The sequence below is a fragment of the Gracilimonas mengyeensis genome, from assembly GCF_900182705.1.
Taxonomy (GTDB): Bacteria; Bacteroidota; Rhodothermia; order Balneolales; family Balneolaceae; genus Gracilimonas; species Gracilimonas mengyeensis.
In genome coordinates, this window is the sequence record NZ_FXTP01000010.1 from 101051 (window position 1) to 124718 (window position 23668).

The window sequence follows — 23668 nt, forward strand, 5'->3', positions numbered from 1 at the left end:
CAACGGGAAACAATGCAAAATATAATCTACGTAATACCGGTGGCTGGGATCATCGCACTCCTATACACCTTTTTTAAATCATCCTGGGTAGGCAAACAGGATATTGGAACAGAAAAAATGGAGCGTATCAGTAAGCATATTGCTTCTGGTGCCATGGCCTTTCTTAAAGCTGAGTATAAAGTATTATCCATTTTTGTAGCTGTTGTGGCTGTATTGCTGGCCTTTAGTGCCGATCCTGCCACCTCCAGCTGGATGGTTGCCATCTCTTTTGTAATTGGAGCTATCTGTTCCGGACTGGCCGGGTTCATCGGTATGAAAGTAGCTACCAAAGCTAACGTACGCACCACGCATGCAGCCCGTACAAGTTTGGGTAAAGGCCTTGAAGTTGCTTTTGCCGGGGGGTCTGTTATGGGCTTGGGCGTAGTTGGTCTTGGAGTTTTGGGCCTTAGTAGTTTGTTTATTCTTTTCAGCGGATATTTTGGATTGGAAGGGGCTTCGGCCGTAAATAGAGTATTGGCCGTTGTAACAGGCTTTTCATTTGGGGCTTCTTCCATTGCACTTTTCGCCCGTGTAGGCGGCGGTATTTATACCAAAGCGGCAGATGTTGGAGCCGACCTGGTAGGTAAAGTTGAAGCCGGTATCCCCGAAGATCACCCCTTGAACCCCGCAACTATTGCTGATAACGTGGGTGATAACGTAGGTGACGTAGCCGGTATGGGTGCCGACCTTTTTGAGTCTTATGTAGGTTCTATTATCAGTGCTATGGTATTGGGTGCAGCTTTTATGACTGTACCGGGATGGAGTGACAGCTTTGATGGACTTTCAGCAGTATTGCTGCCCTTGTTTTTAGCCGCTACAGGAATCCTGACTTCAATTTTAGGAACTTTCTTCGTACGTGTGAAAGAAGGTGGAAATCCACAAAAAGCATTGAACATGGGTGAATTCCTGTCTGCCGCTGTAATGCTGGTTGCCTCTTTCTTTATTATTCGCGGGATGTTGCCTGCCGAATGGGTATTTGCCGGACAAACACTGACTTCTATGGGCGTGTTCTGGGCCACAATTTTTGGTCTGGCAGCCGGTCTGCTAATTGGTTTGATTACCGAGCACTACACCGGAACAGGTACCAAGCCGGTTTGGTCTATTGTTAAGCAGTCCGTAACCGGTTCTGCCACCAATATTATTGCAGGTGTGGGCGTAGGTATGATATCTACCGCAATCCCCATTCTGATTATTGCAGCTGCCATTATTGGAGCTTACCACTTTGCAGGTTTGTACGGTATCGCCATTGCTGCAGTAGGGATGCTGGCTAACACAGGTATTCAGCTTGCTGTAGATGCCTATGGGCCTATTTCTGATAACGCCGGTGGTATTGCCGAGATGGCCGAGCTGCCTGGCGAAGTTCGCGAGCGTACCGATAAGCTGGATGCAGTTGGCAACACCACAGCAGCTATCGGTAAAGGTTTTGCTATTGGATCTGCTGCTTTAACAGCTCTGGCCCTTTTTGCGGCTTTCATTACGGCATACAACGCTACTCATGAAGTTCAGTTGACCGGTATCGATATTACTGGTCCATTTGTGATGGCTTCTCTTTTCGTAGGGGCGATGCTTCCGTTCCTGTTCTCTGCTCTTTCAATGCAGGCGGTTGGCCGTGCTGCGATGAGCATGATTGAAGAAGTGCGCCGTCAGTTCAAAAATATTCCTGAATTGACCGCAGCTCTTGCTGCGATGAACCGCAATGAGGGCAAGAAACTGAAAGACTGGTCAGACGAAGACCGAAAGATTTTTGAAGCTGCTGACGGTAAAGCTGAATACGAGAAATGTGTGGAAATTTCTACGTCCGCATCTATTCGAGAAATGGTTGCACCCGGATTGCTGGCTGTAATTGTACCGGTTGCCTTTGGATTTATCGGTGGCCCTGAGATGCTGGGCGGCCTGCTGGCAGGTGTAACAGCTTCCGGTGTATTGATGGCTCTGTTCCAGTCTAATGCCGGTGGAGCATGGGATAACGCCAAGAAAATGATTGAAGAAGGCGTTACCATCGATGGCGTTGAATATGGCAAAGGTTCTGAGCCTCACAAAGCTGGTGTAGTAGGTGATACGGTAGGTGATCCTTTCAAGGATACTTCCGGTCCTTCGCTTAACATTCTGCTTAAGCTGATGTCGGTAGTAGCTCTTGTGATTGCTACCCTGATTTAAAAATTATTCATTAGTTTGAAATTATTTAGCTCTGGTGGTTTTCCATCAGGGCTTTTTTTTTTTGAACTTATTGTCTATGCATCTCCATGATTTTGCCAGAAGTTACCTCCGTTGGTAGTTGGGGTTTCCGGATTATGCCATTACACTATCTTTTGTTACATATGCAGCCGATGAATGCGAATAGTCATGTATCAATTGCAGCATGAATCATAAAAAATAAAGGACAGCATCTTTGTATATTTAAACCCCGTTTGTCAGCAATGATGGACGGGCCTTTTTTATACTCCCTAAGAAACATTTGCAAAAATTCTGATATGAAAACCGATATTTTTAAGCTCATTTTTCATCACGATCAGCGTCTGGATAAATTGGCAAAACGAAACGCTAATAAAACCAAAGAAGAAGTTGAAGCCACTCTGGCCGATTTCATGAAGCCTGATCCTACTTATTCCCGCTTTTACTTTACAGGTACCGACCTGGCCAACGAGCGTTTTGGTTTGAACATGCTTTCAGCATACGACAAAGTGATTGAAGCTTTGGAAGAGGCTTTTTCAAATAAAAATATTTACACCGGTGAAGAACAATACAATTCACTTTCAGAAGGCATTGATGCGTTGAACACCGGTGAAGTGTTAGTGCTCAGTGAAAACAAAGGCACAGAAATTAGGATCAGTGATTTACATGTAGATGAAAGCTCCAATGTTGGTCATTTGAAGGAAGAACTAAAAGAAGCATTAGAACAAGACCTGATGGTGCTTTATAAAGAGCAAGCCAAAGACGGTTTTGATCTGCATCTTTTTTCTAAAAAAAATGTGTACCGGGATATGTTTTTCCCGCTTCAAAAATTAGTACCCAAGCACTTCCGTTTCTTTAGTATCAACGGCAAAAAGTTTCGTTCAGAACGGCATTTCTATTTTGAAACCTGGACATTGGATCGCCCGCCGCATGGCTTTGAAGAGGTATTACCAGAATCGGTACTATAGACTTATGGTTTGATTTCTGGGCCAGGGATAATTACCCGGGATAAAACAGCTTCATAAAGGATTCATATTCTTTTATTTTATTTAGATTGTATTTAAATAAGCTATTGAGGTTCAGGAATGATAAAACCCATTTTACATACCAAAAAGGGCGAGCGGGTTTCTATACACTGCTTTGGTTGTAGCCAGGATCAATGTGGCCAGTTACAGCAACTTGGCTGCCTTGAGGGTTCCCGTGGTAAGATCTTGTCAAATAACAAACGGGTTATCATAGAAATTGGTGGCACTCGTTTGGGCATAGGTTCCAAATTGGCAGAGACTATTTTGGTTAGTTCACTATAAAGGGAGGAATTAGTTTGTTACTATCAGACATGAAAAAAAGCGGCCGTGGAGTGGTAAGCAGTATAGCAGGGAAGGAGTCCCGAAGACTGCTGGAGATTGGCATTACGCCAGGCTGTGTTATCGAAGTTATACGCCTTGCCCAAATGGGTTTTCCTGTTGAAGTAAAAGTACGCGGTTGCCTATTCTCTCTGCAAGAAGAGGAAGCACGGTGTATTGCAATTCAGGTATAGAGGAAGCGTTTAATGGATACATCTTTAAACATTGCCCTGGTTGGAAATCCCAACACAGGGAAATCTACTATTTTTAATGGCCTAACCGGATTAAAACAAAAAACAGGAAACTATCCCGGCATTACGGTTGAGAAGAAAACAGGATATTGTACCATCGGCGGGGTAAAACACCGGATTATTGATTTGCCGGGAACATACAGCCTGACCAGCCAAAAAATAGACGAGAGGCTTACCTATGAAACGCTCACCGGTATATACGAGCATGAAGAAAGGCCGGATTTGGTATTGGTGATTGTGGATTCGTCCAATTTAGAGCGTAATTTGTTCTTAGCTACGCAAGTGATGGACTTGAGCCTGCCTATGATGCTGGTGTTGAATATGGATGATGCGGCAGAAGAAAAAGGCATTAATATTCGTCATCAGGAGCTGGAACATCGTTTGGGAATTCCAATTGTGTCAGTTACTGCTACTGAAAAAGCTGGTATACAGAAAATACAGCAAGCTATAGAAAACCAAAGATTCAAAACGCCAAAACCACTTAGCTGGCAGCCCGGGAATGCCCTTCGCCTGGCACTTGATACTATTATCAAGGAATGGATAAAGCCTTATACAAAGCTTCCAGAGGAAGCACATATACTGGAAGGACTGAGACTGATAAGTGACGGAGTTCCTTCACACGCTTCCAGTAAGGCTCATAAGGTTACACTACAGGAGAAAATTGAAAAAGCCCAAAACGTAATAGAGCGCTACGGAGGAAATCCAATTGCCCTGGAAGTGATGCGCCGCTATGACTTTATCAACACATGTACAGGTGATTCTGTAACAAAAGAAGAAAAAGACGAGGAAAACTGGACCAACCGGATTGATGCTTTTGTAACGCATAGTTTATTTGGTCCTGTAATCTTTTTGTTAATCCTGCTATTCATTTTTCAGTCTATTTTTACCTGGGCTACGCCTTTTATGGACATGATTGATCTGGTTTTTATTGAAACCGGAGCATGGCTGTCAGAGAATTTGCCAGCCGGTATGCTCACCGATTTACTGGTTGAAGGGGTGATTGCAGGTCTGGGTGGGGTAGTTATTTTTCTGCCACAGATTCTGTTCCTGTTTTTCTATATTTACCTCCTTGAAGCTAGTGGCTATATGGCCCGGGCTGCTTTTATTATGGATGGTTTTATGAGCCGAATTGGGTTGCATGGGCGTTCTGTGGTTCCTCTTATTTCAGGCTTTGCCTGCGCCATACCCGGTATTATGGCTACCCGGAGCATCAAGAACTGGCGAGACCGCATTATCACCATCATGGTGCTTCCCTTTATGGCTTGCTCAGCCCGTTTGCCGGTATATGCCTTACTGATTGCCGCGTTCATTCCTGCCACACCCGTACTTGGTTTTATTGATTTACAGGGCCTCACCTTCTTCGGACTATATTTTTTCGGGATTCTGATGGCGGTACTCTCAGCGTTAGTAATGCATCGTATCTTTCCTAAAGGCCGTCCTGACCCCTTTATTATGGAGTTGCCAGATTACCGGATGCCAAAGATGTCGGTAGTGTTGCATAATGTATTTGATAGGGGGAAGATATTTGTGACCGAAGCTGGAAAAATAATAGTGGGTATATCCATTGTACTATGGTTTCTGGCTTCTTTTCCCCAAGTGGATGTTACAGGAGAACAAGCTGTAAGTGAGAATCAGGTTAATCAAGGGGTTTCTGCCGAAAGTTCATTTTTACCATCCGATAATCCTGAGGCTTATCAGCTAAAGCAAAGTTATGCTGGTCAATTTGGAAGTTTTATAGAACCGGCCATTGAACCGTTGGGTTTCGACTGGAAAATTGGTATCGGCCTTCTGACATCTTTTGCTGCCCGGGAGGTTATGGTAGGCACACTAAATACCATTTACAGCATTGAGGGTGAGGGGGATCAGGTACAAACTTTAAAACAAAAACTGGTGAACGATCGTGATGCGGAGACCGGTGTACCTGTATACTCAACAGCAACAGCACTTTCGCTTATGGTCTTTTTTGCATTAGCTATGCAGTGTATGAGTACTATCGCCATTGTAAAACGGGAGACTAATTCCTGGAAGTGGCCGGTTGTTATGTTCAGTTATATGTCGGTATTAGCCTATTTATGTTCTTTTATAGTATATCAAACCATGAGTATGTTGTAATGGAATTTCAAGCTTATATAGCGTTTATACTGTTATTTGCGGTGTTGATTCTTACGGGGTTAAAGGTATACAGAAAACTTACTTCCTTTGGGGAAAAGCATACATCCGGATGCGGCCCAGACTGTAAATGCAATCACCATTAAAAGATGCGATGCTGGGTTAAAAAAGCAGGTGTAATTGGGTGAGATGAATGCAAATTGAGGATTGAAATAAACACAAATTTCATCTGAATTATGTTATCTTGGGCCTAAAATGAACATTTGCACATGATCTACAATCAAAAACTGCAACAAGCAGTGGCGGCAGCTAAATCCACGCTTTGTGTGGGCTTAGATCCCAACCTGGATTTGTTACCAAAGCCAGTAAAACAACAATTTGAAACACCTGAAGAAAAAGTAAGCCATTTCTGTAAGTTAGTAATTGATTATACAGCCCCTTACTGTGCAGCTTTTAAGCCCAATCTTGCATTTTTTGAGGCTCTTGGAGCTAATGGCTTTCAAGTTTTACAGGAGGTTATCGACCATATTCCCGAGGATAAAATAGTAATTGCCGATGCCAAACGCGGTGATATCAGTTCAACGGCTGAACATTATAAGAAAAGCTTTTGGGATGAATTCGAAGTTGATGCCGTGACTTTAAATCCTCTTATGGGGTTTGAGACCCTGGATGCTTTTAAAAAAGATGAGACAAAGGGGATTTACGTACTTGCTTTGACCTCCAACAGGGGCGCGGAAGATTTTTTAAAAAAACCTTTTGCCGGTTTTCCAACAATGGCCCAATATATAGCCCATCAATTATCAGAAAAAGCAAAAGATAGTAAGGCCCATTTAGGTATGGTTATAGGTGCAACACAAGCGGAAGAAGCTCGCCCTGTATTGAATGAATATGAGCAGGGGAGTTTACTTATACCTGGTGTTGGTGCACAAGGCGGCTCGGTCGCGGAGCTTGCCAAAGCTTTAAAAACCCATAAAGGTATTCCACTAATCAACAGCAGCCGGGGAATTATTTACGCAGGCAGTGATGAGGGCGATTGGCCTGAACATGTTGCTGATGCAGCAAAAAAAATGAAACACCAGTTAAATACCATTACCGCCAGTTATGTCTGATAAACCCGAAGTGATTGTATATACCGATGGTGCATGCAGCGGAAACCCGGGACCAGGTGGATGGGGGGCTGTATTAATATGGAACGGCAAAGAAAAAGAATTAATGGGGGGTGAACCTCAAACCACCAATAACCGGATGGAAATGCAGGCGGTTATTGAAGCGTTGAGAGCTCTTAAAAAACCATGTAAGGTGATTATTCATAGCGATAGTGCTCTGATTATTAATGCTTTTACCAAGGGATGGATTGAAAGCTGGCAAAAACGGGGATGGCGGAAATCCAACAAAAAACCCGTGGAAAACAAAGAGCTCTGGCAACACATGTTGCAGGCCATGGACCCGCACGATGTAGAATGGGTGAAAGTGAAAGGACATGCTGGTATTGAACTCAATGAACGGGTAGATCGTTTGGCAGTAACAGCATCAAAAAAATATTAAGTAAAGCATATTTTGACCGAAAACTATACTTAACAAAAAAGTACTGATGGTGAATACAGGGAATTTTTGATTTATTATCCCAGAGAATAGGTACATCTGTTAGATTTTCAACATGGAATAAAGAAGTAGTGCAGAAACTACTCTAATATTATAGTATCAACATGGGAATTGACCGTGGTTTTTTAGATGTGTTGTTGGAAAATACAACCGAAGCGTTGCTTTTTTTAAGCAGAGATGGAATCATTCAATTTAGCAGCCCATCTATTGAATGTATTTCAGAATACACGGTGGAAGAATTATTGGGAGAAAATATTTTCCAGTATGTACATCCACAAGACCGGAACAGGTACATACAGAAATTTGATGAAGGTCTTGAGGCTAATTTTGAAATGCGTGATAAAGCACGTTTTAAACCAAAAAATAGTCCATATCGTTACATAGAGTGGCATGCCAATAACCAGCTTGATAATCCGGAAATAGGATACATCATCATAAATTTGAGAGATGTAACGATAGTGAAAGAAACTGAAGAAGAATTGGCTAAGAGCGAAAAGAGACTCAAGCAAGCTCAGGAAATTGCCCATATCGGCAGCTGGGAGTATTCTTTCGTAACTGGAGTAAGCAATTGGTCGGATGAGATCTTTCGTATCATGGGTATTGAGCCTCATTCTAAAGAACCATCCCTTGAGCTTTATCTTGCATATATTCACCCGGACGACAGAGAGCAGGCCAGGCAACTGATTGAAGAGTCTAAAAAGGATAAAAAACCCTTCAGTTTTAGTCATCGTATTGTACGGGATGATGGCAAGGTACGTATCATTGAAAATGAACGACGTTTTCTGTTTGACGATAACGGTGACGCCATCTATATGTTTGGCATCTTACATGATATAACAGAACAAGTAGAAACAGAAGAAGCTTTAAAATCACATTCCAGAAACCTTGAACAAGCGTTTAATATAGCTCGTATCGGTACCTGGAAATACTATTTTTACCAGGATCAATTCCATTGGAATCAAAGTGCCCTGGACGTAATTGGATTTGGTGAACATGAGGTTCCCGACAGCTGGGAAGAATACATGGCTTTTATACCCGACGATCACAAGGAATTAGTACTCAAGGGTATTGACGAGTTTGACCATAACCGAGGTGTAGACTTAGAGCATCAGCTTCAAATAAATGGGCAACGAAAATGGATACGGGTAAAAAGTAATGTAGAATTAAATAAGGAAGGAAATCCCGAATATGTATTTGGGGTAATACAAGACATTGATAAAGTTAAGCGGAATGAACTGAAACTGGAAAAAGCCCTTGATGAAAAAACAGTGTTGCTGGCTGAAGTCCATCACCGTGTAAAAAACAACCTGGCCATTATTTCGGGACTGCTGGAGCTGCAACGTATGGAAGCCAATGATGAAAACATCCACGATTACTTCAACCAAAGTATCAACCGGATTTCATCTATCGCTATGGTGCATGAGCTGCTGTATCAATCCGAAGAATTCAGCTCTGTAGACCTCCATTCTTATCTTCAAAGACTTATTCCGGGTATTCAGGATACGATGTCTTCATCACATAAAAACATCAGCATAAACCTGAATATCGAAAACTATCAAATCAGTATTAATCAGGCCATCCCTATTGGACTTTTACTGAATGAACTGCTCACCAATTCTTTTAAGTACGCATTCAAGAATCGTAAAAAGGGGGTAATTAATATCGTGCTTAAACGGTTTGATAAAAATAAACTGCGCATTAATTATAGTGATGACGGAGTTGGTTTTACTGAACATATTGAATTTGAGAAACCTCAGAACCTTGGGCTAACCCTGGTGCACACCCAGCTGCAACAGTTAAACTCGGATTATACCGTAGACACTGAAAACGGCTTTAATCTGGAAGTGATTTTTAAAGCCAATATTAAAGAAGGGCAAATGGTCTTGCCGCTAAACTGAGTTTAGGTAAGTGAAGCGAACGGTTTTAAATTTAAGTCATCAAACTGGCCCTTTATTGCTTTCAGTTTTCCGGTGATGGAAATCATGGCGGCATTATCGGTACAGTAGCTTATTTTGGGAGAATATAACGGAATACCCAGTTTGGCAGCCATCCCCTCTGCTTTTTCGCGCAACATGGAATTCGCTGAAACTCCACCGGCAAGCACAATGCTTTTAACGCTGGTTTGCTGAGCAGCTCGCTTCAGTTTTTTTACCAATACTTCGGCAATAGCATAACTCACGCTGGCGCAGATATCATTGAGATGCTCCTGAATCCATTCGTCATTCTTATCCTCTAAATAATACAACACACTGGTTTTTAAACCTGAGAAACTGAAGTCGAGTCCTTTGTGCAGTAATGCTTGGGGAAACTTGTGAAATTGGGGATCGCCCTTTTTCGCCAGCCGATCCATATGCGGGCCTGCAGGATAGGGAAGCCCCAACAGTTTACCTATTTTGTCAAAGGCTTCGCCGGCTGCATCATCCCGGGTCTTTCCAATGATTTCATGCTCAAAAGGGGAAGTGACATGCACCAGCTGGGTATGTCCTCCTGAAACAGTGAGCGCCAACAAGGGAAATTCGGGTTGGTGGTCGATGAAGTTTGCATAGATATGGGCATCCATATGATTTACCCCAATCAGCGGGATGTTTCGGGAAAGGGCCAGTCCCTTGGCAAAACAGATTCCTACCAGCAAAGAACCCAGCAGACCAGGGCCCTGGGTTACGGCAATTGCTTCAATATCGTCCAGGGAAACATCGGCTTCTTCCAGCGCCTGCTGTACGGTTTGTGTAATGGTTTTTTGATGCGCACGAGACGCCAGCTCCGGCACTACACCACCAAACTGCAGGTGTATGGATTGCGAAGCAATGATGTTTGATTGGATGCCCTCCGCCGTCAGTACGGCTGCAGAGGTGTCGTCACAAGAGGATTCTATGGCTAAAATGTTCATGGCTCAAAGATACGAATGTTGGGCTAAATCTACATCCGATTGGAACGCGGATGACACGGATTCAGCGGATTTTTGGGGATGGTAGGTATTAATAAGTCCCTCAATTTCTTTTGCTGTATTTACCTTTACTGGCCCTCCCTTGGCACTAACACCTCTCATCCCGAATGCTATCGGGACGGGAACAGCCGCATTCTTTGATCTCTCCTCAAGGAGAGACTTCCTGAGATTGTATTCAGATTCAGGTGCCAACAAGACCTACAATGTTGAATTCCACACGAACACTTCGCAATTCAATATTCCTTGTTGAATGTTCGAAGTTCTACCGTCCTCCCTTGAGGGAGGTGCCCGGTTTTGGCTCGCCAAAACCGGCGGAGGGTGTTTGTAGCCAAGGCATCAATTATTTAATCAAGATCAATTTCTTCGTACTCACAAACTCACCGGCTTGTATGCGATAGATGTAGAAGCCACTGGATAGGCCGGAAGCATCAAAAGTAGTGGTGTGCCACCCGGCGGATTGTCTTTGGTCAACCAGGGAAGCTACTTTCTGTCCCAGCATATTGAACACGGAAAGCTCTACTTCGGCTGCTTGGGGTATTCCATACCGAATTTGTGTGGTTGGGTTGAACGGGTTGGGGTAGTTTTGCTGGAGGGTGAATGAATTAGGTGCATCGTTCTCTTCAATTGATGTGCTTACACTCGTAGTAAAACTCCATAATTCACTCCACTCTCCGGCATAATCCATATTATTTATACCTCGTATTCTCCAGTTATATTCAACAACGCCTTTCAAGGATTTTTCCAAGGTAAAAGTTGTGTCATTAATTACGGTGTCAACTAGTATAGGGTCAAATCCTTCAACCAATTGTAATTGATACTTTTTGGAAGAGGTTTCACTTTTCCACTTAAATGTTGGGCTTCTCGATACGTCTGTTGAATTATTATTAGGAGTGAGTTTAATAATTGGTTCTGGTACATTGGGACAAGTACCCCATTCCGGCCTATATTTAATTAACAAAGGGCTATTGGATGAAAAATCGAAATATCCATTTGGAATTTTTTCTACGCACCACGCACTTAAATCCTGATTAAAGCTATCTGCACCAAAAAACATTGATCTCATATCAGTAACAGAAGAGACATCCCAACTGCCTATATCCTGATTAAAGCTATCTGCACCAAAAAACATCGAATTCATATCAGTAACAGAGGAGACATCCCAACCACCTATATCCTGATTAAAACTTCTTGCAGACCAAAACATACTACTCATATCCGTTACAGAGGAGACGTCCCAATTCCCTATATCCTTATTAAAACTACTGGCTTTACTAAACATACTACTCATATCAGTGACTGAGGACACATCCCAACTCCCTATGTCCTGATTAAAACTACTTGGATTACTAAACATACTAGTTACATTTCTAAACATACTACTCATATCCGTTACAGAGGAGACGTCCCAATTCCCTATATCCTTATTAAAACTACTTGCATTACTAAACATACTACTCATATCAGTGACTGAGGACACATCCCAACTCCCTATATCTTGATTAAATCTGCTTGAAGTATTATCTGAAAAACGAAACATACTACTCATATCTGTTACAGAGGAGACATCCCAATTCCCTATATCCTTATTAAAACTACTGGCATTACTAAACATCCCACTCATATCAGTAACAGAGGAAACATTCCACCCCCCAATATCCTTATTAAAGTCAAGTGCACTTGCAAACAAATCACTCATATCAGTAACAGAGGAGACATCCCAACCACCTATATCTTGATTAAATCTATATGCGGTATCAAACATCTTCCTCATATTAGTAACAGATGAAACATTCCAACTCCCAATGTCCTGATTAAAGCTTTTTGCGCTAAGAAACATACGTCTCATATCAGTAACAGAGGAGACATCCCAATTTCCTATATCCTGGTTAAAGTTATCTGCGCTCACAAACATCCCATTCATATTAGTAACAGAGGAGACATCCCAATTTCCTATATCCTGGTTAAAGTTATCTGCGCCCACAAACATCCCACTCATATCCGTAACAAGGCTTGTACATACTTTAGATAGGTCGGCTTCTTCATCCCTTCTCTGTACTAGTAAATCCCTGTTCACAGCCTCATAGGTATCTCCCACTAAAGTATCTGTATCACCAGGTTCGGCCCCTTCACATTTAACAATACCATTTTCAATGGTAAATTCCTGTGCAAAAGCAGTAGCGGTTAAAAAAACGATGAGCATAAGTCCCGAAATTAATATTCTTTTTAGCATGGTTCTCTTTTTTTAGTTTACTTTTACTACCAAGTATCCTTAAATACTATTCTTATTCACTAAAGACAAACAGAAAACAATAGATGATCCTGAACATCAATATGATCCTATAAATTATGGTGCATAGCTTTTTGAGGTGATTTTTAGAGCTTTTATCCACTTTTTTCTCCACCCAACCATGGGCGGATAAACTATCCGTCCTACGCCTTTTCAAAATATTCTGCGATGATCTGCAAACAAAATTCTGATGATCCCTAAAAATTTAATCTGTCAGGATTCTTTTGGGTGTTAAATAAGTAAAGAATTTCGACGATACCTTCCCGAAATTCATAAAATATAATTGAGCGTTTATGAAGCACAGACTTTCGCGTACGTTCTGTTCCCCCAACAACAGCAAAGTTCAGGATTATAAGAGATGAGCTCGATTCTTCGATCCAATGCTTTGTAAAAAATTCTTACTTCCTTCTCCGTCCAATTATCAAGCAGATAGTCCGTAATTTCGTTTTTATTTTGAAGAGCAGTTTCCGTCCATATAACCGGGTATTTTTTTAAAGCCATTTTTCATATGATTTCCGAACCTCCTTGTGGTCAGTAACTCTTCCGTCTTTTGCATCTTTCCTGCCTTTCTGAATCCCCTCTTTTATTTCATCTGGCAGGCTATCCCAGTGAATGGCTTTTTGGCTTTCTCTCACCGAGCGAATGTCCTCCAGAATTTGGGGATCTTCCACACTTTCAATCCAGTTGAGCAGTTCCTTTTTTTCTTTTTGAAGCGTATCCATATGCTAACCTCTTATTTCAACCAGTATATATAATTGCTGCGATTTTATAAACAACTAATTTCTGTTTTGCTACACCAGAGATCAGGAGCGAGTACAACAATCAGAGAGTGAGAAGGAGTTATGAATATTGAAGACGATAAGGTGTATATTTTAGAATTCATGATATATGATATAAGAACCACTCTTTATAATCAGAAGGATAGATGAATTTAATCGTTAAGGTAGGATATACCATTTTTTCTTTGGCTTTTGGTATGATTCTCCAGCAGGTAGCCGCTCAAGACTTCCCCCGCGATACGTCCTACACCCTCCAAAGCGCCTATCAAAAATATGTGAAGGACTATCCTGAGATTACCAAGGCTGATTCCATATCTTTGAAAGTGGTGGCGCGTGAATTGGATGTAGCATATAAAAACACAGGCCAGCGGGATTTGTCGCTCGATATTTTCTTTCCCAAAGACAAAGCAAAAGAATTGCTGCCTGCTGTGATTATGATCCACGGCGGGGGCTGGATTTCCGGAGATAAATCGCTGCTTCATCCGTTGGCGGCACATGTAGCGGCCCACGGATATGTAGCGATTACACCCGAGTACCGGTTGAGTCCCGAGGCCCAATATCCGGCAAGCGTGTATGATATTAAAACAGCCATCAAGTGGGGAAGGGATCATGCGGGTGACTTTTTTATCAACCCGGAAAAAATAGCATTGCTGGGGACTTCCGCCGGCGGACAGCTGGCCGCACTCGTAGCCACCACACCCAATCAACCTAAATTTAAAGACCCTGCCGATACGTCTGATGCCTCGACGGACGTACAGGCCCTGGTAGATATTGATGGCGTATTGGCATTCATCCATCCTGTTTCGGAAGAAGGTGAGGTGGCGGGTAAATGGCTGGGAGGGAATGCAGTGCAAGCCCGTGACACCTGGCTGGAAGCTTCGGCCTTGACGCATGCCGGGGCGGAGACACCTCCTGCTTTATTTATCGGCAGTGCCTATCCCCGTTTTTTGGCCGGTCGGAGAGAGATGACTGATATTCTGAACAGACATAACATCTATACCCGAACGTATATTTTTGAAGAAGCCCCACATTCCTTTTGGCTGTTTCATCCCTGGTTTGAGCCTACTCTGAAAGAAGTAACTGAATTTTTGGATCGGGTTTTGAAGGATTAATCGCTAAGCCAAAAAAAGTTGGTTTGTTAATTCTTAAGCGAGCTAAGGAATAGCCTTCGACATAATGATGTCTGGCGAGCGGTTTGTGTAGCAGTTTTTTTTCATGCCTTGGCACTAACACCTCTCACAATCAGTGCAGGAACTAACTGCACTAATTGATCTCTCCTCAAGGAGAGACTATATCGAGATGGCATCAAAACTTCTATGCTTTCAGCCTAGAACTAAAATTAAATACTAGTACGGAAATTCCTCCCTTGAGGGAGGTGCCGGATTTTGCATGTCAAAATCAGCGGAGGGTGTTTGTGACCAAGGGGAAAATAATTTCGTCCCATCAATTTCTTAATGTTAACAACAAATGCCTGCCGAGCGGTGATTTAAGAGCGCAAGCCATATAAGTCTCCCGACTTACGTTACCATCTAACTAAGCAAGGTCGGGAGACTCGCATTGCTTGTACCTTCCAGTCTTCGCTTCGCTCAAGATTGAAAAGGTCTCACATCAAAATCAGCGATCATCCGTACAATCTTTTTCATCAGCGTTTCATTACGCATTAACTATAGTGAACAAAAAAATCCCGCTTCCATTGCTGAAAGCGGGATTTTGTATTTCGTTATAAACGAGTTGAAGCTCTAAATCAGTGGCTTACTTCTTCTCGTCTTCGTCGTCAACTACTTCATAGTCGGCATCAACGGCTTCTTCGCCATCATCTTCTGAAGACTCAGCTTTGGGACCTTCAGCACCTGGCTGTTGACCCTGAGCGCCTGCGGCTCCACCAGCACCGGCTCCGGCAGCTCCTTGTTTAGCTGCTTCTTCCTGTGTGGCTTTATAGATTTCTTCAGAAGCACCTGACCATGCCTGGTTCACCGCGTCAATAGCGTCATCCAGTTCGTCGATGTTTTCTTCTTTATGCGCTTTCTCAAGATTCTCAACTGCTTCTTCGATGGCTTTTTTGTTCTCGTCAGAGATCTTGTCGCCATAGTCTTCAAGCTGCTTCTTGGTAGAGAAGATCAGGCTGTCGGCCTTGTTGAGCTTCTCGATGCGCTCTTTGATTTTCTTGTCTTCTTCTTCGTGCTCTTCGGCTGCTTTTTTCATCTTTTCGATTTCCTCTTCGGAAAGTCCTGAAGAAGATTCGATGCGGATGCTTTGCTCTTTGCCGGTTCCTTTGTCTTTAGCGGTGATATTCAGCACACCGTTGGCATCAATATCGAAGGTAACTTCGATTTGAGGAACACCACGTGGAGATGGCGGAATACCATCCAAGTGGAAACGACCGAGGGTACGGTTGTCTTTAGCCTGTGCACGTTCACCTTGCAGTACGTGAATTTCTACACTGCTTTGATTGTCGGCCGCAGTAGAGAAAGTCTGTGATTTGCTGGTTGGGATGGTGCTGTTGGATTCAATCAGTGGAGTCATCACGCCGCCAAGGGTTTCAATACCCAAGGTAAGCGGGGTAACGTCCAACAGAACAACATCGTCCACATCACCAGACATCACACCACCTTGAATAGCAGCACCAACGGCTACTACCTCATCAGGGTTAACGCCTTTGCTAGGATCTTTACCAAAGAATTCTTTTACAGCTTCCTGGATTTTTGGAATCCGGGTGGAGCCACCTACCAGAATTACCTGGTCGATATCATTCTTGGTATAACCGGCATCTTTGAGCGCTTTTTTGCAAGGCTCGATAGAACGGTTTACAAGATCGTCAACCAGTTGCTCAAACTTGGAACGGCTCAGATCAATATTCAGGTGTTTAGGTCCTGAGTCGGTAGCCGTCACAAATGGCAGGTTAATGTTGGTTTTCTGAGAGCTTGAAAGCTCAATTTTGGCTTTCTCAGCAGCATCTTTGAGTCGCTGCATCGCCATTGGATCCTTACGGAGGTCAATGCCTTCATCTTTCTTAAATTCGTCGGCCAGGAAGTCAATAATACGCTGATCAAAGTCATCACCACCAAGGTGGGTGTCACCGCTGGTAGATTTCACTTCAAATACGCCATCACCAAGTTCCAGGATAGAGATATCAAACGTACCGCCACCAAGGTCATACACGGCTACGGTTTGATCTTCATCTTTCTTATCCAGGCCATATGCCAGAGAAGCGGCTGTTGGCTCGTTGATGATACGCTTCACTTCCAGTCCGGCAATTTTACCGGCTTCCTGGGTAGCTTTACGCTGAGCGTCATTAAAATAAGCAGGTACCGTAATAACGGCTTCGCTCACTTTTTCGCCCAGGTATTCTTCAGCTGTCTGCTTCATTTTTTGCAGTACCATAGCTGAAATTTCCTGCGGAGCATACATACGGTCTTCAATTTTAACACGCGCAGTATTATCGTCGCCCTTTACAATTTCGTACGAAACCTGCTTGGTTTCATCTTTTACTTCGTCAAACATACGCCCCATAAAACGCTTAACGGATGCAACCGTTTTTTCGGGGTTCGTGATGGCCTGACGTTTTGCCGGCGCACCAACCAGTCGCTCACCATCTTTGGTAAACGCAACAACAGAAGGTGTTGTACGGCCGCCTTCGCTGTTTTGGATTACCACCGGCTCGTTGCCTTCCATCACGGACACGCATGAGTTGGTAGTTCCTAAGTCAATTCCTATGATTTTTCCCATTGGTCTAAATCTGATTTTTATTGATTGTTATAATATTCTTTGTCTTTGCAACAGTGCCGACGCCAAGCGTACCGCACTTGTTTAAATAGCGGTAAAATTAATTTACCGGGATTGATTGAGAGTCTTTTAAAGCTTCGGATTTGGGCATGGCAACAGTCAATACTCCGTTACGGAAGCTGGCCGAAATCTCGGCAGCATTGACGTCTTGTGGAACAGCAAAGGAGCGGGCAAAAGCACCGCGTTTGCGTTCCTGACGTTTAAACTCTTCACCGTCACCGGCTGTAATTTCGCGTTCACCTTTAATGGTGAGTACACTGTTCTTTAAAGCAATGCCGATTTCTTTTTTTGAGAGACCCGGCAGATCAATCAAAATTTTGAACTCATCCTCGCTTTCAATAATGTCGCAATCGGGAGCAAAGTCTTTGTCCTCGTTTGCCAGCGGCACCACTTTCTCCACAAACTGCTGGATGTCTTTACCCAGCTTGGAAAGGTGTCGCTCAATTTCGATACCAAATTCTGTGAAATCTCCCATGTGCATAAATATTCATTTCAGTTCATTGGGTGTAATGCAATAGCAATGCCAACTTCGGACAGGTAATGGAAAACTGACGTATTGACGGACGGAATGTCAGGAAGTGATGGAATGATTGGGTGATAGGGTAATATGGTGTTATGGTGAGTTAATACTTGATGCTTCCCCTGCTTTGGCTAACATCCTCCGTGTGTTTTGATAAATCAAAACCCGGCACCTTCCTTCATGAATAGTTCGGGACAAGCTAGGGAGGACGATAGAATCTCGAACATTGAACAAAGAATATTGAATATCGAAGTGTTCGTTTGGAATTTATTAGCCAACTCTGAATTCAGCTTCAAGTTTTAAATACAAACTTGGAAAGTCTCTCCTTTGCTTGTCCCGTACCGACAGGTCGGGGAGGAGAGTACGGCTTCAGCCGGGAGAGGTGTTGGTGCCAAGGATTACCATGTCTTCTTAACTCCCGCTTCAAACTGTGATATCTGTGATTTTGTGATGCATTGTGATATTGTCATTGATAATCAGCAGAACTACACACAGTTAATTGTCAGATAAACGATTAAAAGTCACGAGAAGCTGGAGCATCTCCGCATGCATTACGAAGGAGGACCTTCATAACGAGACCAAAAATGCATTCAATCACCAAATCACTAAATCACCATATTACCATATCACTTTACCATTGCAAATGAGTCTCGCTTTGTCTTTATTTGAAAAAAGCGTTTCTGATATCATCTGCTTTATCAAAATCAAATCTTGCCTATATGCCTAAGAAGAAAGAGAAGAAGATCTTTGTACTCGATACTTCGGTTTTGCTCTACGATTATGAAGCCGTACGAAATTTTGAAAAGAACGATGTAGCTATTCCCATCACGGTGCTTGAAGAACTGGATACCTTTAAAAAAGGCAACAATGTTATCAACCTGCATGCCCGTGAGTTTATCCGCTACCTTGACAGTATTTCGGATGCCAATATGCTCCAAAACTGGATTTCATTAAACGGTCGTTCTCATGGTAAACTACGGGTTATTGCCAATGGTGAAAATTCGCTGGATGCTACTAAAGTGTATGGTTCCGATAAAAATGATCACCGTATTATCAATACGGCCCTTCACTTAAAGGAAGAACACCCGGGCAAACGGGTGATACTGGTATCCAAAGATATCAATCTGCGCCTGAAAGCCCGGGCGCTGAACCTGGAGGCCGAAGATTATGAAACCATGCAGATCAAGGATGTGGAGCATCTGTACCGAGGGAAGACGGAGCTGCAAATCAACGATCCTTCTGTTATTAGCGAGTTTTATGATAAAGGCAGAATGGCACCAGCTGACTTGATGGAAGAAGAGCCCGTGGCCAATCACTATTATATCATGAAAAGTCATGGCGCATCGGCACTGGGCTGGTATAATTCCCAATCAAAAATGGTGGAAGTGGTTGAAAACCAGCAAGCTTATGGTATCAAACCAAGGAATGCCGAACAGACGTTTGCTTTGCATGCGTTATTTAACCCGGAAATACTGCTAACAACTATTACGGGTTCGGCCGGTACGGGTAAAACGCTTTTGGCCCTTGCCAGTGCGCTGGAGCAGCGTAGTGATTTCAAACAAATTTACCTGGCGCGCCCCATCGTTCCGCTTAGTAACAAAGACATTGGTTACCTTCCCGGGGATGCCAGTGCCAAGATTGATCCCTACATGCAGCCGCTGTGGGATAACCTGAGTTTCATCAAAAATCAATACAAAGAAAGCAGCAAGAATTTCAAAAAGATTGATGAGATGCTGCAAACCGATAAACTCAGGATTGTACCATTGGCCTACATCCGCGGGCGCAGCCTCTCTAATGTGATTTTTATTATTGATGAGGCGCAAAATCTCACACCTCATGAAGTAAAGACCATTATTACGCGGGCCGGTGTAAATACCAAAGTGGTGTTTACGGGAGATATATTCCAAATCGATACTCCTTACCTGGATGCCCAAAGTAACGGGCTAAGCTACCTGGTTGATCGCATGAACAATAACGAGATGTATGCCCACATCAACCTGGAGAAAGGGGAGCGGTCAGAACTGGCCAATCTGGCTTCAAAACTTTTATAGGTGGAAGGCGCAAGGTTTTAGGTTCAAGAAAACTACTTGCCTCTTGAACCTTACTACTTGTATCTAAACTTCATTCTTTTTCCGGACTGTGTAATTCTACATGAAACCGAAACTTTTCGCTTTCCAGAGACATGGTATCATAGAGGTCTTTAATGAGCTCAAAGATGACTTTAGGAGCTCCAATCACCGTAGTGGATAGATACCCGACTTCGATATCGACATCGTATTGGGCAAGATGTTCAAGCAGCTCCTGTACTTTTTCTCGGGGATCTTGTTCAGAAAGTGGAATGTAAGTGAGCTGAGCAATGGTTTTCATGAATAGGAAACTGATTTTATATTATAATTACTAAAAAAATAAACGTTTGATGAAGAAGTAAAGGTAAAGCAGAATTCATTAAGAGGCTAACAAAAGCTCAAACTCAAATTTCATAGCTACAATGAAGGAACTATTTAAGGAATTTAAAAAATTTGTATCGCGTGGTAATGTTATCGAACTGGCAGTGGGATTGGTCATGGCTACTTATTTTGGAGCCATCGTCAAGTCATTTGTTAATGATATTATTATGCCGCCTGTAGGCTACCTGATTGCAGGAGTAGATTTTGCCGAGCTAAAGCTGAAGATAGGCAATCAAGTGCTGGCAGACGGTACCGTGGAAGCTATCACTATTAACTATGGGGCCTTCATAAATACTGTCGTCACTTTTTTTATTGTATCAGCGGCCATCTTCCTGGTAGCGCGTACCTACAACAACTTCATGAAGAAAGAAGAAGCCAAACCCGAACCTAAACCTGTACCCCCATCCAACGAAGAAAAACTGTTGATGGAGATCCGTGATTTGCTAAAACAGTAAGGCAAAATGATAAAGGATTTCGTATTTTTGAACAGCCTTTAAAAGGCTCAACAGCCACACCATCGGGGCGTGGCGCAGCCCGGTAGCGCGCGTCGTTCGGGACGACGAGGTCGCAGGTTCAAATCCTGTCGCCCCGACTTTTTTTAGCTGAACAATCTCGTATTTAGCTTAATGGTGGTACAATCCGCACATCTTTTCAGCGAGTTCTCTTCATGGAAAAAACTTCGGTATGGGCTTCGCCGTTTTCAGTCATTTGCAGGGTGATGGTCATTTCAGTATCTGAGAGTCGTTCAAAACTCAGTCCCTTTAAGTCTATACGGTCCTTAGTATAACTAATCATCTCAAAGGTGAGCATCTCTTCTTTTTCTTCCCAGCCGGTTAAATCAGGATTGAAATGCTTTAGCTTAAGTCCGCTTTCATCCAGTAGCATGAATTCATAGAATACCAGCTCACCATTATTATTAATATGCCGGTACATGCCCATCATAGTTCCATTGACTGGCGGTTCCCAGGTTTCATGAGAGACTCCTCCAAATCCGTCCCCCGTCCATGACCCAACCAGCCACTGATAATCTTCAATAGAGAAGGCCTTTGTATCATGGGGTATATGGGAAGTGTAATGGGTTAATCCTGCAACAGAAAAGACAGCCAAAATGAGCGCAGTAACAGAAACGAGTTTATTCATAGCATTCCCCTTTTATTTTGGTAGTACCTTTTCGACGAAGTTCATAAAACTTTCCCATAAAAACTATACCCTTGCTAAACCATTATGCAACAAAGCTTAATTTTCGTTATTTACTTTAAAATTAACCATTAGCGCAAACCAGTTTATGAGTGACAAAAAAATCACACCATTCATTTCTCCGGAAGATGATCTACCGCAAATTACTTTCAAAGCCGTTGTTTTAGGCTTTATATTATCCGCAATATTGGCTGGGGCCAATGCTTACCTGGGGCTTAAAGTTGGGATGACGGTTTCGGCCTCTATACCTGCGGCTGTGATTTCGATGGCGGTGCTGAAACTTTTTAAAGAGTCCAATATCCTGGAAAACAACATCGTGCAAACAGCCGCATCGGCAGGGGAGTCGTTGGCCGCCGGGGTAATCTTCACCTTGCCCGCACTCATATTGCTCAAATACTGGCTCGATTTTCCTTTTATGGAAACAGCCGCTATTGCCATGTTCGGCGGAATTTTAGGTGTACTTTTTACCATCCCCCTACGCCGGGCGCTGATTGTTGAAAGTGACCTGCAATTTCCGGAAGGCGTTGCTACGGGAGAGGTGTTAAAAGCCGGTACCGAAGGCGGGGCCGGGGTAAAAACGATTATACAGGCAGGTTTGGCGGCAGCGGCTTTTAAGTTGAGCCAAACGGGGTTGAAAATATTTGCGAGTTCTGTAGGCGGTTCGGTTAAAGCCGGGAAATCTATTTTTGGGATGGGTGCCGATTTGTCGGTAGCCTTGCTTGCCGTAGGGTACATCGTGGGCCTTAATATCGCCGTTCTCATTTTTGCCGGGGGATTGATCTCCTGGTTGTTTGGGATCCCTATCTATATGGCGGTTAGTAGTCCTGAGGAAATTTCAGCTATTGTGGGAGCCGCCGAAGGCTACGATGCCGCACTGGCGATCTGGAGCCAGAAAATCCGCTATCTCGGGGTAGGTGCGATGGTTGTGGGTGGTGTCTGGGCGCTGATATCTTTGGCCAAGCCGCTGGTTGACGGAGTAAAGTCATCGATGGCTGCGGTAAAAGAATTGAAGAGAGGCGGAGGAGGAAACATCCCCCGAACCGAAATGGATACGCCCATCAATATTGTAGGAATGGGCATTATTGGTTTAGCGATTCCTATTTTCATCGTGTTTATGTATGTGATTGATATTGAGCACCTGGCGGTAAGCAGTGGGGCCTATTGGGGAGCGATTACTTTTGGTGTGGTATTCTCCTTGTTCGCCGGATTCCTGTTTTCTTCGGTAGCCGGGTATATGGCCGGTTTGGTGGGATCGTCAAATAACCCTATTTCCGGTGTGACGATTGCAACGGTATTGGCCACTTCTTTGTGTTTGTTGGCAATCTTGGGCAGTCAGGTTGATTTTGCTGCAGATATGGAAAAAGCGACTACAGCGGCTGCCGCAGCTATTATTGTGGGCGCTATGATTGCTTGTGCCGCAGCTCTGGCCGGAGATAACCTGCAAGATTTAAAAGCTGGACAACTGGTAGGTGCCACACCCTACAAACAGCAAATTATGCAGGTGGTTGGTGTAGTGGCCGCTGCCTTAGTGATTGCTCCTATTTTGAGTTTACTCTTTAACGCGTATGGCCTTGGTGGCGTGTTTCCGCGAGAAGGAATGAATCCCGAAGAGATGCTCACCGCTCCACAGGCTACACTCATGCAATCGGTTGCAGAAGGTGTTTTTGCGAGAAACCTGGAATGGTCGATGATTATTATTGGCGGGCTGATTGCAGTGGCGATCATCATTATGGATGAAATTCTAAAAAGAAAAGGCAGCGAATTCCGTACGCCGGTTCTGGCAGTTGCTGTGGGGATTTACTTGCCGGTTGAGTTATCAGTTCCCATCTTTTTAGGGGGAATGATTGCCTGGGGAGCAGCGAAGGTGGTCAGGAGTCGTGCAGTTGCTAAGGGAGATAATCCCGAAGAAGCCGAGACCAATGCGGAACGTAAGGGACTATTGTTTTCTTCCGGCTTGATTACCGGGGAGGCCTTAATTGGTATTATTCTGGCGATCCCATTTGCACTCTTTGAAAGCACCGATGCCCTTAGAATTATGCCCGAGGGATTAGGATGGTTAACCAGCTTGTTAGGTGCCGGTGCGGCAGTATGCTTTATGATATGGTTATACAAGGTAGCCGTTAAGAAAGACTAACCGCTCTACCTATTTTGATAGTATGGAAATAAAAAGGTTCAGGTGTTTAACTACCTGAACC

19 protein-coding genes and 1 tRNA gene are annotated in these 23668 nt (G+C 43.5%); 13 read left to right on the plus strand and 7 right to left on the minus strand.

Annotated elements, in window-relative coordinates; genetic code table 11:
• Positions 1 to 12 precede the first annotated feature (12 nt).
• From FN815_RS12135 to FN815_RS12170, 8 genes are all read left to right on the plus strand, one after another.
• On the plus strand, positions 13 to 2196 hold the full coding sequence (locus FN815_RS12135) for a sodium-translocating pyrophosphatase (RefSeq protein WP_142454906.1): 2184 nt from the start codon (positions 13 to 15) through the stop codon (positions 2194 to 2196).
• A gap of 314 nt (positions 2197 to 2510) precedes the next feature.
• Positions 2511 to 3179 (plus strand): hypothetical protein, encoded by a 669-nt coding sequence (locus FN815_RS12140; protein WP_142454907.1) that lies wholly within the window; start codon positions 2511 to 2513, stop codon positions 3177 to 3179.
• Positions 3180 to 3296: 117 nt separating this feature from the next.
• Entirely contained in the window at positions 3297 to 3518 is a 222-nt protein-coding gene (locus FN815_RS19345; RefSeq protein WP_142454908.1) for a FeoA family protein, read from the plus strand.
• A gap of 14 nt (positions 3519 to 3532) precedes the next feature.
• A complete protein-coding gene (locus tag FN815_RS12150) occupies positions 3533 to 3748 on the plus strand; it encodes a FeoA family protein (RefSeq protein WP_142454909.1) in 216 nt (71 codons plus the stop codon).
• A gap of 12 nt (positions 3749 to 3760) precedes the next feature.
• Positions 3761 to 5917 (plus strand): ferrous iron transport protein B, encoded by a 2157-nt coding sequence (feoB, locus tag FN815_RS12155; protein WP_142454910.1) that lies wholly within the window; start codon positions 3761 to 3763, stop codon positions 5915 to 5917.
• 266 nt (positions 5918 to 6183) lie between these two features.
• On the plus strand, positions 6184 to 7023 hold the full coding sequence (pyrF, locus tag FN815_RS12160; RefSeq protein WP_142454911.1) for an orotidine-5'-phosphate decarboxylase: 840 nt from the start codon (positions 6184 to 6186) through the stop codon (positions 7021 to 7023).
• Complete coding sequence (gene rnhA, locus FN815_RS12165; RefSeq protein ID WP_142454912.1) at positions 7016 to 7459, plus strand: ribonuclease HI; 444 nt, start codon at positions 7016 to 7018, stop codon at positions 7457 to 7459. Before pyrF ends, rnhA begins: the two co-directional genes overlap by 8 nt.
• Positions 7460 to 7620: 161 nt before the next feature.
• Positions 7621 to 9414 (plus strand): PAS domain-containing protein, encoded by a 1794-nt coding sequence (locus FN815_RS12170; RefSeq protein WP_142454913.1) that lies wholly within the window; start codon positions 7621 to 7623, stop codon positions 9412 to 9414.
• Between the two features lie 2 nt (positions 9415 to 9416).
• Here FN815_RS12170 and tsaD read toward each other — a convergent pair whose 3' ends face one another.
• The 3 genes from tsaD to FN815_RS12185 all read right to left on the minus strand — a co-directional run bounded on the left by tsaD (position 9417) and on the right by FN815_RS12185 (position 13469).
• Positions 9417 to 10403: a tRNA (adenosine(37)-N6)-threonylcarbamoyltransferase complex transferase subunit TsaD gene (tsaD, locus tag FN815_RS12175; RefSeq protein WP_142454914.1), complete on the minus strand. Its 987-nt coding sequence runs from the start codon at positions 10401 to 10403 to the stop codon at positions 9417 to 9419.
• Between the two features lie 397 nt (positions 10404 to 10800).
• Positions 10801 to 12690, minus strand: coding sequence for a BspA family leucine-rich repeat surface protein (locus FN815_RS12180; RefSeq protein WP_142454915.1), 1890 nt, complete (start codon positions 12688 to 12690; stop codon positions 10801 to 10803).
• A gap of 548 nt (positions 12691 to 13238) precedes the next feature.
• Entirely contained in the window at positions 13239 to 13469 is a 231-nt protein-coding gene (locus tag FN815_RS12185) for a hypothetical protein (RefSeq protein WP_142454916.1), read from the minus strand.
• A 203-nt stretch (positions 13470 to 13672) separates the two neighbouring features.
• On the opposite strand from FN815_RS12185, the gene FN815_RS12190 reads away from it, so the two are divergent.
• Positions 13673 to 14638 (plus strand): alpha/beta hydrolase, encoded by a 966-nt coding sequence (locus tag FN815_RS12190; RefSeq protein WP_221930313.1) that lies wholly within the window; start codon positions 13673 to 13675, stop codon positions 14636 to 14638.
• A 640-nt stretch (positions 14639 to 15278) separates the two neighbouring features.
• Here FN815_RS12190 and dnaK read toward each other — a convergent pair.
• Both dnaK and FN815_RS12200 read right to left on the minus strand, forming a co-directional pair.
• Entirely contained in the window at positions 15279 to 17252 is a 1974-nt protein-coding gene (dnaK, locus tag FN815_RS12195) for a molecular chaperone DnaK (RefSeq protein WP_142454917.1), read from the minus strand.
• 97 nt (positions 17253 to 17349) lie between these two features.
• Positions 17350 to 17784: an Hsp20/alpha crystallin family protein gene (locus tag FN815_RS12200; protein WP_142454918.1), complete on the minus strand. Its 435-nt coding sequence runs from the start codon at positions 17782 to 17784 to the stop codon at positions 17350 to 17352.
• 764 nt (positions 17785 to 18548) lie between these two features.
• Here FN815_RS12200 and FN815_RS12205 point away from each other — a divergent pair.
• Positions 18549 to 19880 carry a PhoH family protein gene (locus FN815_RS12205; protein WP_142454919.1) on the plus strand — a complete coding sequence of 444 codons (1332 nt, stop codon included), beginning with the start codon at positions 18549 to 18551 and terminating at the stop codon, positions 19878 to 19880.
• A gap of 70 nt (positions 19881 to 19950) precedes the next feature.
• Here the strand turns inward: FN815_RS12205 and FN815_RS12210 are convergent, their stop codons facing one another.
• Positions 19951 to 20196 (minus strand): hypothetical protein, encoded by a 246-nt coding sequence (locus FN815_RS12210; protein WP_142454920.1) that lies wholly within the window; start codon positions 20194 to 20196, stop codon positions 19951 to 19953.
• A gap of 121 nt (positions 20197 to 20317) precedes the next feature.
• Between FN815_RS12210 and mscL the strand changes: the two genes are divergently transcribed.
• Positions 20318 to 20731: a large-conductance mechanosensitive channel protein MscL gene (gene mscL, locus FN815_RS12215; RefSeq protein ID WP_142454921.1), complete on the plus strand. Its 414-nt coding sequence runs from the start codon at positions 20318 to 20320 to the stop codon at positions 20729 to 20731.
• A 63-nt stretch (positions 20732 to 20794) separates the two neighbouring features.
• Positions 20795 to 20868: transfer RNA gene (locus FN815_RS12220), tRNA-Pro, on the plus strand.
• 59 nt (positions 20869 to 20927) lie between these two features.
• On the opposite strand, the gene FN815_RS12225 is transcribed toward FN815_RS12220, so the two are convergent.
• Positions 20928 to 21416, minus strand: a complete 489-nt coding sequence (locus tag FN815_RS12225) for a DUF6265 family protein (protein ID WP_142454922.1) — start codon at positions 21414 to 21416, stop codon at positions 20928 to 20930.
• A gap of 145 nt (positions 21417 to 21561) precedes the next feature.
• On the opposite strand from FN815_RS12225, the gene FN815_RS12230 reads away from it, so the two are divergent.
• On the plus strand, positions 21562 to 23607 hold the full coding sequence (locus tag FN815_RS12230; RefSeq protein ID WP_142454923.1) for an OPT family oligopeptide transporter: 2046 nt from the start codon (positions 21562 to 21564) through the stop codon (positions 23605 to 23607).
• The last annotated feature ends 61 nt before the right edge of the window (positions 23608 to 23668 follow it).

Excerpts from the sequence above, each read along its gene's own strand:
- FN815_RS12135 (WP_142454906.1), top strand. The coding sequence starts at position 13 with ATGCAAAATATAATCTACGTAATACCGGTGGCTGGGATCATCGCACTC.
- FN815_RS12140 (WP_142454907.1), top strand. The coding sequence starts at position 2,511 with ATGAAAACCGATATTTTTAAGCTCATTTTTCATCACGATCAGCGTCTG.
- FN815_RS19345 (WP_142454908.1), top strand. The coding sequence starts at position 3,297 with ATGATAAAACCCATTTTACATACCAAAAAGGGCGAGCGGGTTTCTATA.
- feoB (WP_142454910.1), top strand. The coding sequence starts at position 3,761 with ATGGATACATCTTTAAACATTGCCCTGGTTGGAAATCCCAACACAGGG.
- pyrF (WP_142454911.1), top strand. The coding sequence starts at position 6,184 with ATGATCTACAATCAAAAACTGCAACAAGCAGTGGCGGCAGCTAAATCC.
- rnhA (WP_142454912.1), top strand. The coding sequence starts at position 7,016 with ATGTCTGATAAACCCGAAGTGATTGTATATACCGATGGTGCATGCAGC.
- FN815_RS12170 (WP_142454913.1), top strand. The coding sequence starts at position 7,621 with ATGGGAATTGACCGTGGTTTTTTAGATGTGTTGTTGGAAAATACAACC.
- tsaD (WP_142454914.1), bottom strand. The coding sequence starts at position 10,403 with ATGAACATTTTAGCCATAGAATCCTCTTGTGACGACACCTCTGCAGCC.
- FN815_RS12180 (WP_142454915.1), bottom strand. The coding sequence starts at position 12,690 with ATGCTAAAAAGAATATTAATTTCGGGACTTATGCTCATCGTTTTTTTA.
- FN815_RS12185 (WP_142454916.1), bottom strand. The coding sequence starts at position 13,469 with ATGGATACGCTTCAAAAAGAAAAAAAGGAACTGCTCAACTGGATTGAA.
- FN815_RS12190 (WP_221930313.1), top strand. The coding sequence starts at position 13,673 with ATGAATTTAATCGTTAAGGTAGGATATACCATTTTTTCTTTGGCTTTT.
- dnaK (WP_142454917.1), bottom strand. The coding sequence starts at position 17,252 with ATGGGAAAAATCATAGGAATTGACTTAGGAACTACCAACTCATGCGTG.
- FN815_RS12200 (WP_142454918.1), bottom strand. The coding sequence starts at position 17,784 with ATGGGAGATTTCACAGAATTTGGTATCGAAATTGAGCGACACCTTTCC.
- FN815_RS12205 (WP_142454919.1), top strand. The coding sequence starts at position 18,549 with ATGCCTAAGAAGAAAGAGAAGAAGATCTTTGTACTCGATACTTCGGTT.
- FN815_RS12210 (WP_142454920.1), bottom strand. The coding sequence starts at position 20,196 with ATGAAAACCATTGCTCAGCTCACTTACATTCCACTTTCTGAACAAGAT.
- mscL (WP_142454921.1), top strand. The coding sequence starts at position 20,318 with ATGAAGGAACTATTTAAGGAATTTAAAAAATTTGTATCGCGTGGTAAT.
- FN815_RS12225 (WP_142454922.1), bottom strand. The coding sequence starts at position 21,416 with ATGAATAAACTCGTTTCTGTTACTGCGCTCATTTTGGCTGTCTTTTCT.
- FN815_RS12230 (WP_142454923.1), top strand. The coding sequence starts at position 21,562 with ATGAGTGACAAAAAAATCACACCATTCATTTCTCCGGAAGATGATCTA.